General features: G+C 67.5%; 11 protein-coding genes. 6 read left to right on the top strand and 5 right to left on the bottom strand.

Annotated features, from left to right (window positions below):
* The first annotated feature begins 62 nt into the window (after positions 1-62).
* The 6 genes from boxA (at position 63) to IM738_RS14385 (ending at position 6,347) form a co-directional block, all read left to right on the top strand.
* Positions 63-1,373, top strand: coding sequence for a benzoyl-CoA 2,3-epoxidase subunit BoxA (gene boxA / locus IM738_RS14410; RefSeq protein WP_236961553.1), 1,311 nt, complete (start codon positions 63-65; stop codon positions 1,371-1,373).
* Between the two features lie 196 nt (positions 1,374-1,569).
* Positions 1,570-2,160 (top strand): DUF3305 domain-containing protein, encoded by a 591-nt coding sequence (locus IM738_RS14405; protein WP_336886526.1) that lies wholly within the window; start codon positions 1,570-1,572, stop codon positions 2,158-2,160.
* Positions 2,157-2,957 carry a gamma-glutamyl-gamma-aminobutyrate hydrolase family protein gene (locus tag IM738_RS14400; protein WP_236961550.1) on the top strand — a complete coding sequence of 267 codons (801 nt, stop codon included), beginning with the start codon at positions 2,157-2,159 and terminating at the stop codon, positions 2,955-2,957. The genes IM738_RS14405 and IM738_RS14400 overlap by 4 nt, the downstream gene beginning before the upstream one ends.
* A 61-nt stretch (positions 2,958-3,018) precedes the next feature.
* Positions 3,019-3,660 carry a DUF3306 domain-containing protein gene (locus tag IM738_RS14395; protein ID WP_236961543.1) on the top strand — a complete coding sequence of 214 codons (642 nt, stop codon included), beginning with the start codon at positions 3,019-3,021 and terminating at the stop codon, positions 3,658-3,660.
* Complete coding sequence (locus IM738_RS14390) at positions 3,620-5,701, top strand: 4Fe-4S binding protein (RefSeq protein ID WP_236966322.1); 2,082 nt, start codon at positions 3,620-3,622, stop codon at positions 5,699-5,701. Before IM738_RS14395 ends, IM738_RS14390 begins: the two co-directional genes overlap by 41 nt.
* Positions 5,702-5,729: 28 nt before the next feature.
* Positions 5,730-6,347 (top strand): TorD/DmsD family molecular chaperone, encoded by a 618-nt coding sequence (locus IM738_RS14385; protein ID WP_236961542.1) that lies wholly within the window; start codon positions 5,730-5,732, stop codon positions 6,345-6,347.
* 25 nt (positions 6,348-6,372) lie between these two features.
* Here the strand turns inward: IM738_RS14385 and IM738_RS14380 are convergent, their stop codons facing one another.
* The 5 genes from IM738_RS14380 to IM738_RS14360 all read right to left on the bottom strand — a co-directional run bounded on the left by IM738_RS14380 (position 6,373) and on the right by IM738_RS14360 (position 11,154).
* Positions 6,373-6,888: a hypothetical protein gene (locus IM738_RS14380; RefSeq protein WP_236961541.1), complete on the bottom strand. Its 516-nt coding sequence runs from the start codon at positions 6,886-6,888 to the stop codon at positions 6,373-6,375.
* A 51-nt stretch (positions 6,889-6,939) separates the two neighbouring features.
* Positions 6,940-7,245: an addiction module antidote protein gene (locus IM738_RS14375; protein ID WP_236961540.1), complete on the bottom strand. Its 306-nt coding sequence runs from the start codon at positions 7,243-7,245 to the stop codon at positions 6,940-6,942.
* Positions 7,242-7,544 carry a type II toxin-antitoxin system RelE/ParE family toxin gene (locus tag IM738_RS14370; RefSeq protein ID WP_236961539.1) on the bottom strand — a complete coding sequence of 101 codons (303 nt, stop codon included), beginning with the start codon at positions 7,542-7,544 and terminating at the stop codon, positions 7,242-7,244. The genes IM738_RS14375 and IM738_RS14370 overlap by 4 nt, the downstream gene beginning before the upstream one ends.
* A gap of 66 nt (positions 7,545-7,610) precedes the next feature.
* The gene (locus IM738_RS14365; RefSeq protein WP_236961538.1) at positions 7,611-9,695 is read right to left on the bottom strand and encodes a sensor histidine kinase; all 2,085 of its coding nucleotides are present in this window, start codon (positions 9,693-9,695) and stop codon (positions 7,611-7,613) included.
* A gap of 115 nt (positions 9,696-9,810) precedes the next feature.
* Entirely contained in the window at positions 9,811-11,154 is a 1,344-nt protein-coding gene (locus IM738_RS14360) for a sigma-54-dependent transcriptional regulator (RefSeq protein WP_236961537.1), read from the bottom strand.
* Between the last annotated feature and the right edge of the window lie 242 nt (positions 11,155-11,396).

The raw sequence follows: 11,396 nt of genomic DNA, 5'->3' as shown, positions 1-11,396 counted from the left end.
CCACGAAGTCGAAACACGTCAGACAATAGAAGAACGACCAGCAAGAAGCACGGAGACCCCAGATGACCGCCACGACGCAAGCCGCTGTGATCAAACAGCACCTGATCGACCCCGAGATCTGCATCCGCTGCAACACCTGCGAAGCCATCTGCCCGGTGCAGGCCATCACGCACGATTCGCGCAATTACGTGGTCGACGCGGAAAAATGCAACTGGTGCAACGACTGCATCTCGCCGTGCCCCACCGGCTCGATCGACAACTACCGCACCATGCCGCGCATCAAGGCCTACTCGCTGGCCGAGCAGCTCACCTGGGACAACCTGCCCGCTGAACTGTCGGCCGCCGAACGCGCGGCGCTGGCCGGCGATGCCGTCGGTGAGGTGGTTGAAGTCGAGGTCGAACCCGCAGCGCCCGCGCCGTCCGACCCCACCGACCCCACCGGCCAGACCGCCTTCAACTCCGCCCAGTACGGCGCCACCATCCCGCCCTGGAGCGCCGCCCACGCCTACACCAACCTCTACGGCCCCAAGGCCGCCGAGAAGACCGTCACCGCCACCGTCACCGGCAACGTGCGCGTCACCGAGGTCGGCAAACAGGCCGGCCACGACTACGACACCCACCACATCGTGCTCGACTTCGGGTCCATGCCCTTCCCCGTGCTCGAAGGCCAGAGCATCGGCATCGTGCCGCCCGGCACCGACGACAAAGGCCGGCCGCACCACGCGCGCCAGTACTCCATCGCCAGTCCGCGCAACGGCGAGCGCCCGGGCTACAACAACCTCTCGCTCACCATCAAGCGCGTGCTCGAGGACCACAGCGGTCAACCGGTGCGCGGCGTGGCCAGCAACTTCATGTGCGACCTGAAGGTGGGCGACACGGTGCAGGTCATCGGCCCGTTTGGCACCAGCTTCCTGATGCCGAACCACCCCAAGTCCAGCATCGTCATGATCTGCACCGGCACCGGCAGCGCCCCCATGCGCGCCATGACCGAGTGGCGCCGCCGTCTGCGCGCGTCGGGCAAGTTCGAAGGCGGCAAGCTGATGCTGTTCTTCGGCGCGCGCACGCAGGAAGAGCTGCCGTATTTCGGCCCGCTGCAAAACCTGCCCAAAGACTTCATCGACATTGAGTTCACCTTCAGCCGCACACCGGGCCACCCCAAGCGCTACGTGCAGGACGCGCTGCGCGAACGCGCCGCCGACCTGGTGCCGCTGCTGCAAGACCCCAACGCCTGCTTCTACGTCTGTGGCCTCAAGGCCATGGAAGAGGGCGTGGTGCTCGCCCTGCACGACGTGGCCACACAGGCCGGGCTCGACTGGGACACCGTGGGCGCCGCGCTCAAGCGCGAAGGTCGCCTGCACCTGGAGACCTACTGAGGCCCCGGTCCTGGCCTGTTCTGGAGGGGCCAACCTTCGACGGTTCGCCCTTTCCGCAGCGTCGGGCGCGGGGTTTTGCGGCGCACCCAGTCCGTTGAGCGCCGCCCATGGCGTACATTGCGGTCTTCTTATGCAAGCCGCCACACAAGACCTTTCTGCGCCTTCGGGTCGCCCCTCCCTCGACGTGGAGGTGGTCATGCGCCGTGAACCCGTCACCGGGCCCATGGCGCGCTGGCAGACCCACCGCTGGGTGCTGGCCGATGTGTTGCCCACCGCCGAGCCCCGGCTGCTCCCCTTCGGGGCCGCGCCCGCCCAGCCCGGTGCGCCGCGCGAGGTGGAGCCGCTGCCCGGCGCCCAGGTGGTGGACGGCGCCAGCTACTGGCTGTTTCCCGGCCACCGCATTGAGCTCTTCCGTGACGACGCCGAAGGCCTGTTCCTCAACCTGTCCAGCCCCTTGCCCTGCTTCTGGGTGTTCTGGCGCGCCGACGAGGATCAGCTGCAGGAGGGCGAGCCCATGGCCGTGCCGCAGATCGTGACGCTCAGCTACCACGACGCGGGCCGCTGGCTCGACGCCCAGGAGAAGGTGGAGCAGGTGCCCGCGCCCGAGGCGGTGGTGGACTGGCTGAGGGCCTTCGTGGACCAGCACCGCCAGGCCGAGCCCAAGCGCCGCCAGCGGCCCGCCAGTTTCAAGTCGCTGACCGACCGCTTCGGTCAGCCCGCCCGCGTGAGCACCGACAAGACGCTCCGGGGTGGCGGCCCAGGCCCGCGCGAAGGGGGTGGGGCATGACGCTGCGCATCGGCATCAGCGCCCGTTTGCTGCACGAGCCGCCGCCGGGGCTGGGCCTGCCGCAAAAGCGCCTGCAGTTCCTGGAGAGCTCCATGGCGCACTGGGTCATGGCGCACGGCGCGATCGCGCTCATGGTGCCGTTCGTGGACGAAAACAGCCCGCACCTGGCCAACCGCGTGCCCATCGGCGACGTCGTGGACCTGCTGGATGGCCTGGTGCTTCAGGGCGGCATCGACGTCTGCCCCGAAACCTACGGCGGCGAGCTGCTGCAGCCGGAATGGGCGGGCGACCCGGTCCGCGACCGCTACGAGCTGGCCCTGCTGCGCGGCTTCATCGAGGCGCGCAAGCCGGTGCTGGGCATCTGCCGCGGCGCCCAGCTGATCAACGTGTACCACGGGGGCACCCTGGTGCAGGACATCCCTTCTCAGCGCCAGAGCCCGGTGCAGCACCAGGACCTGGCCCACTACGACCGCCTGCAGCACGAGGTTCAGTTCGAGCCCGGTCTGCTGCTCGACCGGCTCTACGGCTCCGCCCTGCACCGCGTCACCAGCATCCACCACCAGTGTGTGGATCGCCTGGGGGAGGGCCTGATGGTCGAAGCCCGTTGCCCGCAGGACGATGTGATCGAAGCCATCCGGGCCACCGGGCCGGGCTTCGTGCTCGGCCTGCAGTGGCACCCCGAATTTCACCTGCTGCCCACCGAAGCGCGGCAGGGCCTGATCGACAGCGGGCCGGTGATGGAGGCCTTTCTGCAGGCCACGCGCGAGCGCGCCGACCGGCTCCGCAAGCACCCATGAGCGCCGTGCCGGGCCGCCCCCAGCCAGCTCGCACCGCAGCTCGACGAGCGAAGGCCATCCCATGAGCGGTTCCGACGACGACAGCTTCTTCTCCCGCTGGTCGCGCCGCAAGGCGCAGGTGCGCAGTGGCGAGCCGGTGGTCGAGCCGGTGCCTGCTGCGCCCGCCGTGGTCGCGGCCGTGGCTGCCCCGTCCGCTGTGCCGGTGGTGTCCGACCCCCCGGTGGTCGAAGCCGCCCCCGTGCCGCCCCCGCCCACGCTGGAGGACACGCAGGCCCTCACCCCCGCCTCCGACTTCAGCCGCTTCGTGGCCAGGGGCGTGTCGCCCGAGGTGCGCAATGCTGCCGTGAAAAAACTGTTCGCCGACCCGCACTTCAACGTGATGGACGGGCTCGACATCTACATCGACGACTACTCCAAACCGAGCCCGCTGTCGGCCGCCGACATGGCGAAAATGGTCAGCGCCCAGTTTTTGAAACTGGTGGACGACCCCGAAGACAGAGACAAGAAGACGCTGGCGACCGATCCTGTTGTGGCCCCCGAAGCCACCGCCACGGACGCCAGCGCCGAGCCCCCACCGGCCACCGAAGCCACCCGCGCGCCAGACGCGGCAGAACCCGAAGAGACCCACGATGACCACGCTGATCTGCAACTGCAACCAGACCATGCCCCTGGACCCCAAGGCCCTGGGCCAGGCGCTGGATGAAGACCTGACGCTGCACACCACGCTGTGCCGCCGCGACGCTCCCGCCTTCCAGAAGGCCACCCGCAACGCCGATGAACTGGTGGTGGCCTGCACGCAGGAAAGCCGCCTGTTCTCCGAGCTGTCCGATCAGACCGAAGGCGCCGTGTCGCTGCAGGCGCGGCCGATCCGTTTCGTGAACATCCGCGAGACCGGCGGCTGGGGCCGAGAGGCCGCGCAGGCCACGCCCAAGATCGCGGCCCTGCTCGCCGCCGCGCGCCTGCCCGAGGCCGAGCCGGTGCCCACCGTCACCTACACCAGTGAAGGCCGCCTGCTCATCATCGGCCCGCTGGAGCGCGCCGAAGCCATGGCCGCGCTGGTGAACGACGCACTCGACGTGACCCTGCTGCCCACCGGCGGCAGCGGCATGCAGGCGCGCCAGTACCCCGTGCTCGCCGGCCAGCTGCAGAGCCTTCGCGGCTGGCTCGGTGCGTTCGACGTGGTCGTCAGCGCCAGCAACCCCATCGACCTCGACCTCTGCACCCGTTGCAACGCCTGCGTGGCCGCCTGTCCTGAAGGCGCCATCGGGCTCGACTACCAGGTGGACCTGTCGCTCTGCAAGTCCCACCGCGCCTGCGTCAAGGCCTGCGAAGCTGTCGGCGCCATCAACTTCCAGCGCGATCCGCAAGAGCGTGAAGAGAAGTTCGACCTCGTGCTCGACCTGCGCGCCGCGCCGGGCTTCACCCAGCACGCGCTGCCGCAGGGTTATGTGCACCTGCCGGCCTCGGCCGACGCCATGGCCCAGGTGCGCGCCGTCACGCAATTGCGCGATCTCGTGGGCGAGTTCGAGAAACCGAAGTTCTTCACCTACAAACAGAAGATCTGCGCCCACGGCCGCAACCAGAGCGTGGGCTGCAACGCCTGCGTGGACGTGTGCTCGGCCTCTGCGATTTCAAGCGACCTGAAACGCAACCAGATCGTCGTCAACCCCAACCTCTGCGTCGGCTGCGGCACCTGCACCACCGTCTGCCCCACCGGCGCGCTCAGCTACGCCTACCCGCGCGCCAGCGAGCAGGGCGTGAAGCTGCGCACCCTGCTGGCCACCTACGCCAAGGCCGGCGGCAAAGACGCCGCCCTGCTGCTGCACAGCCAGGAAGCTGGCGCTGCGCTGGTCAACGACCTCGGGCGTTTGGCCCAGCTCGACAAGACCGTGCGTGGCGTGCCCGCCCGTGTGATCCCGCTGCCGCTGTGGCACACCGCGTCCACCGGCATCGACCTCTGGCTCACGGCGTTTGCCTACGGCGCGGGCCAGGTCTGGGTGCTGATGACCGGCGAAGAAGCGCCGCAGTACCACGAAGCTTTGCGCGAGCAGATGGCCGTGGCCGAATCCATCGTGCAGGCGCTGGGCTACAGCGGCCGCCACTTCAAGCTCATCGAAGTGCGCGACGCGCGCGATCTGCCCGCGCTCGACACCGAGCTGGGCGAAGCGGTCGCGCAGGGCGTCACCAAGGCCGCCAGCTTCGCGGTGCAGCCCGAAAAACGCGCCACGCTCGACCTCGCGCTCGACCACCTGCTGCAAGACAGCGCCAGCCGTGCCGCGCGAACGAAAGAGGCCGCCATTCCGCTGCCCGCCGCCTCGCCCTTTGGCAGCCTCAACGTCAACCGCGACACCTGCACCCTGTGCCTGAGCTGCGTCAGCGCCTGTCCGGCCAGCGCGCTGCAAGACAACGCCGAACGCCCGCAACTGCGCTTCATCGAAAAGAACTGCGTGCAGTGCGGTCTGTGCGCCACCACCTGCCCTGAAAACGCCATCACCCTGCAGCCGCGCCTGCTGCTCAGCGAAGAGCGCCGCCAGCCGCGCGTGCTCAACGAAGCGTTGCCCTACCAGTGCATCCGCTGCAGCAAACCCTTTGGCACGCTCAAGGGCATTGAAGTGATGCTCGCCAAACTCGGCGGCCACGCCATGTTCCAGGGCGAGGCGCTGGAGCGGCTGAAGATGTGCGGCGACTGCCGCGTGGTGGACATCTATTCGAACCCGGGCGAGACCAAGATCACCGATCTTTGAAGCCCCTTAGCGATTGCAAGAAGCTGCCATGAACGATTCCATCCCCGTGTCTTCCGCCCTCGACGAAGAAACCGCCCGTGCCGAGGTCTACGGCCTGCTGGCCGCGCTGTTCTACGCGCCGCCCAGCCCCGACCTGCTGGCCCAGCTGCGCGTGGCCGTGACAGAAGCGCCCGCAGCCGGCGGCTTTCTCGAAGAACCCTGGCGCCAGTTCATCGGCACCGTGCGCGAGCTGAGCGATCCGCAGGTGGCCGCCGAATACGACGCCCTGTTCGGCGGCGTCGGCAAGCCCGAGATCTACCTCTTCGGCTCCTGGTACCTCAGCGGCTTCCTCAACGAAAAGCCGCTCGCCGCGCTGCGCGGCGACCTGGCCGAGCTGGGCCTGTCGCGCGACGAGTCGATGACCGAAACCGAAGACCACTTCGCATGCGTCTGCGAGGTCATGCGCTACCTGATCGCGGGCGACGACGTCGAAGTCGCCAACCTCACCCAGCAGCAGAAGTTCTTCAGCGCCCACGTGCTGACCTGGGCGCCCGCGATGTGCGAGGCCATTGCGGCCCACCCCAAGGCGCGGTTCTATGCCGCGCTGGCGAGGTTCACGGCTGCGTTTGTCAGTGTGGAGACGCAGGGGTTTGATTTGATGGTGTGAGGGGGCTGCTTGCTCCTGCAATCCCTCAAAGCTTCGCATACTCTCGTAGGACTTCAAGCTCTTGCAGCAGCGTCGGGTTGCACGTGTACTCGTGCTCTCCCAAGTAATTCGCGCTGTGCTCGTTTGGTGGAGCAAGAACTGCCTCTGGGGGAACAATTGCCTGCAGAAGAACACCTCCTGACTCCAGCGCGTTGAGTCCCCGGGCGAAACGCTCTGCAACCGAGAGATCAGGAGTCCAACAGAACCCGATCTGGTTCGAATTGAATAGGAACCGACACTCGCCGCGATAGAGCTTCAGAACTGGGCCGACGTATCCTGGAAGTGCGCGCTTCAAGACGCGCAGTATCAGTGCGTCGTCTCGGATTTTTCTCCGCAGATGCCCGCCGCTTTCAATCCAAAGCGAGTGAATCCGGTTTTTGGAGAAAACAAAGTGAGCGTTTTCATCAATGAGCTGAAACGCTTGCCTCCATATTGCTGCATCAACGTCATAGATGTTCTCGCCAAAGCAGAATTTCTCGGCGAGTGCTTGCGGACCGATCATTGATTTTTCATTGGCCCTGACAGCCACACTCGTTTCACGGAGACTGGGTATCTACACAGAAACAGGCCGCACACCCAACCGAACCCCCAGCGCCCGAGCCACCTTGACCACGGTATCGAAGCGGGGTTTGGCACCCGGCGTCAGCGCCTTGTAGAGACTCTCACGGCCGAGTCCTGCATCCTTTGCCACTTGTGCCATACCGCGTGCACGGGCCACGTCGCCGAGTGCGAGCAGCAGCAGATCGGTATCGCCGGTTTCAAGAACCGCATTCATGTACTCGGCAATCGCCGTGTCGTCGCTCAGGTACCGCGCGGCATCGAACGGGACCAGTTTGGATTTCATCTTGGTGGTGCTCATGGTTCCAGCTCCAATTGAGTCAGGAGCTTTTGTGCTCTCTTGATGTCCTTGGCCTGTGTTGACTTGTCACCGCCCGCGAGCATGACGATGAGGATGTTTTGTCGTCGCGTGAAGTAGAGGCGGTAGCCCGGTCCGACGTCCACGCGCATCTCCGACAAACCATCGCCCACCGACTTCCAGTCGCCCAAGCTGCCCGCTTCTGCCAAGCGAAGGCGGGCAGCGATCCGAACCTGAGCCTTCATGTCCTTGAGGGCATCAAGCCAGTCGCGGAAGTCTTCAGTCTGGAGAACGGTGAACACGGCACAATCGTATCCAGTTGGATACGATTGTCAAGCTGAGCCTGTTTGTTGAATTCGAGAAATGCCTCAACCCCCAGGCCGCCCATCCCGCGTATTCACCGCCGCCGGCGCCTGCGGTTCCGTCAACAGCCGAACGCTGAACACCGCACCGCTCTGGCCGTCTTCGCGGTTCCCCGCGTTGATGCCGCCGCCGTAGCGCTCCACCAGGCCCAGGCTGATCCACAGGCCCAGGCCGTTGCCGTCGTTCTTGGTCGTGAAGAAGGGGCGGAACAGCCGTTCTTCCACGCCGGGTGCCAGGCCCGCGCCGGAGTCCTGCACCTGCAGCAGCGCGCCGCGCGCCCCGTGCTCGTTGGCCCAGTCCTGCGTGCTCAGTCGCAGCGTGCCGCCTTGCGGCATGGCCTGGATGGCGTTGATGAGCAGGTTGATGATGACCTGCTGCAGTTCCTGGCGGTTGAAGCCCACGCGCTGCGTGGCCTGCAGCTCGCGCACGACCACGATGCGCGTCTGCGCCAGCAGGTGGGCCACCAGCACCAGGCAGTCGTGCACGGTCTGGTTGAGGTCCAGCGTTTCCACATAGCCCGCGTATTCGGTGGGCCGCGCGTACTGCAGCAGCTGGGTGACGATGAGGCGCATGCGCTCGACCTGTTCGTCCAGCAGCTGGAGCTCGGCCTTCACCGGCAGCGCGTGCCCGCCCAGCGTGTCGCGCATGAGGTCGAGGTTGCCCTGCATGACCGCGATGGGGTTGTTGATTTCGTGCGCGATGCTGGCGGTGAGCTGGCCGATGGCGGCGAGCTTTTCGCTTTTCACCAGCTGCTGCTGCGCCTGTTGCAGCGAGGCGTTGCTGGCCTCGAGTTCGAGGGTGCGCTCGGCCACCTTGGCGTCCAGCTCTTCGCCCCAGCGGCGCAGGGCGGCGGTCTTGTCGTCGATCACGTCGAGCAGCTGATCGAGGTGGCCGGCCAGCGCGCCGAGTTCGTCGCGCGCGGGCAGGGCGCCCACGCGCGCGGCGGCCTCGCCGTCTTTCACGCGCTGCATGGTGCGGTTCATCTGCTCGACCGGTTTGAAGATGCTGCGCGCCCAGCGCACCGAGAACCAGGCCGAGACGGCCATCACGCCGAGAAAGATCAGGCCCATGAGCGCGAGCATGGCGTGGCGCACCAGGCGGAAGGGCGATTCGAGGAAACCCACGTAGAGCATGCCCACGCGCTCGCCCGCCGCATCGAGCAGCGGGTCGTAGGCCGACACGTACCAGTCGTTGACCACGAAGGCGCGGTCCAGCCAGGTCTGGCCACCGCCGAGCACGCGCTCGCGCACGGTCTGCGAGACGCGGGTGCCGATGGCGCGCTGGTCCTGGAACAGGCGCACGTTGGTGGTGATGCGCACGTCGTCGAGGAAAAGGGTGGCCGTGCCTTCGCTGCCGAAGGGCAGGGCGCCCTCGGGGTAGACGATGCGGTTGATGTGGTCGATGAAATCGAGGTTCTGGTTGAGCAGCAGGCCGCCCACCAGCAGGGCCAGCGGCTGCTCGTTCGCGCCCAGCACCGGTTGCAGCGAGAGCACCACCATGGCGCGGTCTTCGATGCTGCGCGCGTCGGGCGCGGCGTTGCGCGTGGGCACCAGCGGGATGTGCAGGCGCGGCAGCAGCTGCGGCGCCATGGCGCTGAGTTCGTCGCGCGTGAGCCGCACGATCTGTGCGGCGCGCGGGCGCTCGCCGGCCGGGCGCGCCGCCTCGAACAGGCGGGCGAGCGCAGGGGGCAGGGGCGTGCCGGGGCGGGCGCCCTGGGCGCTGGCCAGGGGCTGGCCGTCGGGCCGGTAGAGCAGCAGGAAATCGAGGTTCAGCTCCTGCCGGGCGGCGGCGAGCGGCTGGCTCAGGGGCGTCCCGGCCGAGGCCGTCTGCAGGCTGTGCAGCAAGCGCTGCGAGCGCGCCACGCCGCGTGTGCCGCTGCCCACCTCGATCAGCACCTGATCAAAGTAACCGCGCGCCACCGCCAGGTCGCTGCGCACCTTGGTGATGAGCAGCCGGTCGTAGGTGACGCTGCTCCACACCGCGATGGCCAGCACCAGCAGCGGAAACACCACCAGCAGCGGCAGCAGCGCCATGGCCAGCAGCTTGTTGCGCACCGAGGTGGCGAGCCAGCCGGGTGTGCGGCGGATCATGCGAGGTCCGTTCCGGCGTAACGTGTTCCATCCAAGAACCCTTTGGGCCCGGCTTTGCCGGGCCGCATCGGGTCGCCCCCTTGAGGGGGGCGCGCGCAGCGCGGCGGGGGTGCCTTCACAAGTTGTTCCATTCAGCGACGCGCCGCTCCAGCGTGCGGCGCGACACGCCGAGCAGCTGGGCGGCGCGCGTCTTGTCGCCCTGCACCGAGTCCATGACGGAGAGGATGTGCCGCTTCTCCATGGTGAGCAGGTCCATGGGCGCGGCGCTCGCGCTGGCCGTGGCGCGCTGTGCGTCGCCGGGGTAGAGGGCGGAGACGTTGAGCGAGCCGAGGATGAGCGAGCGCTCGATCAGGTTGCGCAGCTCGCGCACGTTGCCGGGCCAGTGGTACTGGTGCAGGAAGTCCATCTCCTGCGCGCTGATCTGCAGCGGCGCCACGCCCAGGGCGGGCGCGAGCTGGTCGACGAAAAACGCCACCAGCGCGGGAATGTCCGACATGTGATCGCGCAGCGGGGGCAGGTTCAGGTCCACCACCTGCAGCCGGAAATACAGGTCTTTGCGGAAGCGGCCCGCGGCCACTTCGTCGGCCAGGCGGCGGTTGGTCGCGGCCATGATGCGCAGGTTCAGCGGCACCAGCTGTTCGCTGCCCACCGGGCGGATCTTCAGGTCTTCGATCGCGCGCAGCAGCGTGGCCTGGATCGGCAGCGGCAGCTCGGCGATTTCGTCGAGGAACAGCGTGCCGCCCTGCGCGTAGTGAAACAGCCCATCGCGCGCCCGCGTGGCGCCGGTGAAGGCGCCGCGCGCGTGGCCGAAGAGTTCGCTCTCGATCAGCTCGGGCGACACGGCCGCGCAGTTGACCGGCACGAACGGCCCGGCCGACCGTGGGCTCTGCGCGTGCAGTTCGCGCGCCACCAGCTCTTTGCCCGTGCCCGATTCGCCCTGCAGCAACACGGTGCTGTGCACGGGCGCCACGCGCGTGATCGACGTGCGCAGGGCCTGCATGGGGGCCGAGTCGCCCACCAGGGCCGAACCTCCCGTGGCCGGCACCACCGCGCGGCGCAGCACGAAGTTCTCGCGCCGCAGGCGGGCGCGCTCGTGGCATTGTTTGACGGCGTTGAGGATCTGCGGCACCCGGAAGGGTTTGAGGATGAAGTCGGAGGCGCCGGCGCGCAGCGCCTCGATGGCGGTGTCCAGGTCGGCGAAGGCGGTGATCAGGATCACCTCGCCCGTGAACCCCTGTTCGCGCAGTTCCTTCAGCCAGGTCACGCCGTTTTTGCCGGGCAGGGAGATGTCGAGGATGACCAGGTCCACGTGGTGACCGCGCAGCCACTCGGCGCCTTCTTCGGCGCTGCTCGCGCTCATGACGAAGTGGCAACGCGGGGCGAGGGTCTTGACGAGGAAGTTGAGCATGCCCTGCTCGTCGTCCACGATCAGGATCGACCAGTCGGGCCAGCCTTCCAAGCTTCGTTCGGGGACAGGGGGGAGAGAGGGGTGTTCCACCCGCCGTCATTCTACGGATGATGCCGAGCAAATCACTTGGGTATTCCCTGGAATCCGACGGTTTCCAGGGTGGATGGTCGCGCGCTCATGGCACCCCGTTGCGCGACAAATTGTCGCAACGCCCATGCCAGTTTGACGCGAGCTCATCCGGCCGTCTGTTTCCCGCCTCAGGGTATTCCCTTTGGGCCCGGGGCTGGCTCCCC

Origin of the sequence: Hydrogenophaga sp. SL48, assembly GCF_021729865.1 — a bacterium.
Lineage (GTDB): Bacteria > Pseudomonadota > Gammaproteobacteria > Burkholderiales > Burkholderiaceae_C > Hydrogenophaga.
Note: the sequence above shows the minus strand (reverse complement) of the source record. Positions and strands in the feature narration are given on the sequence as shown.

Coding starts and splice junctions, on each gene's coding strand:
- boxA (WP_236961553.1), top strand. CDS start 63: ATGACCGCCACGACGCAAGCCGCTGTGATCAAACAGCACCTGATCGAC.
- IM738_RS14405 (WP_336886526.1), top strand. CDS start 1,570: ATGCGCCGTGAACCCGTCACCGGGCCCATGGCGCGCTGGCAGACCCAC.
- IM738_RS14400 (WP_236961550.1), top strand. CDS start 2,157: ATGACGCTGCGCATCGGCATCAGCGCCCGTTTGCTGCACGAGCCGCCG.
- IM738_RS14395 (WP_236961543.1), top strand. CDS start 3,019: ATGAGCGGTTCCGACGACGACAGCTTCTTCTCCCGCTGGTCGCGCCGC.
- IM738_RS14390 (WP_236966322.1), top strand. CDS start 3,620: ATGCCCCTGGACCCCAAGGCCCTGGGCCAGGCGCTGGATGAAGACCTG.
- IM738_RS14385 (WP_236961542.1), top strand. CDS start 5,730: ATGAACGATTCCATCCCCGTGTCTTCCGCCCTCGACGAAGAAACCGCC.
- IM738_RS14380 (WP_236961541.1), bottom strand. CDS start 6,888: ATGATCGGTCCGCAAGCACTCGCCGAGAAATTCTGCTTTGGCGAGAAC.
- IM738_RS14375 (WP_236961540.1), bottom strand. CDS start 7,245: ATGAGCACCACCAAGATGAAATCCAAACTGGTCCCGTTCGATGCCGCG.
- IM738_RS14365 (WP_236961538.1), bottom strand. CDS start 9,695: ATGATCCGCCGCACACCCGGCTGGCTCGCCACCTCGGTGCGCAACAAG.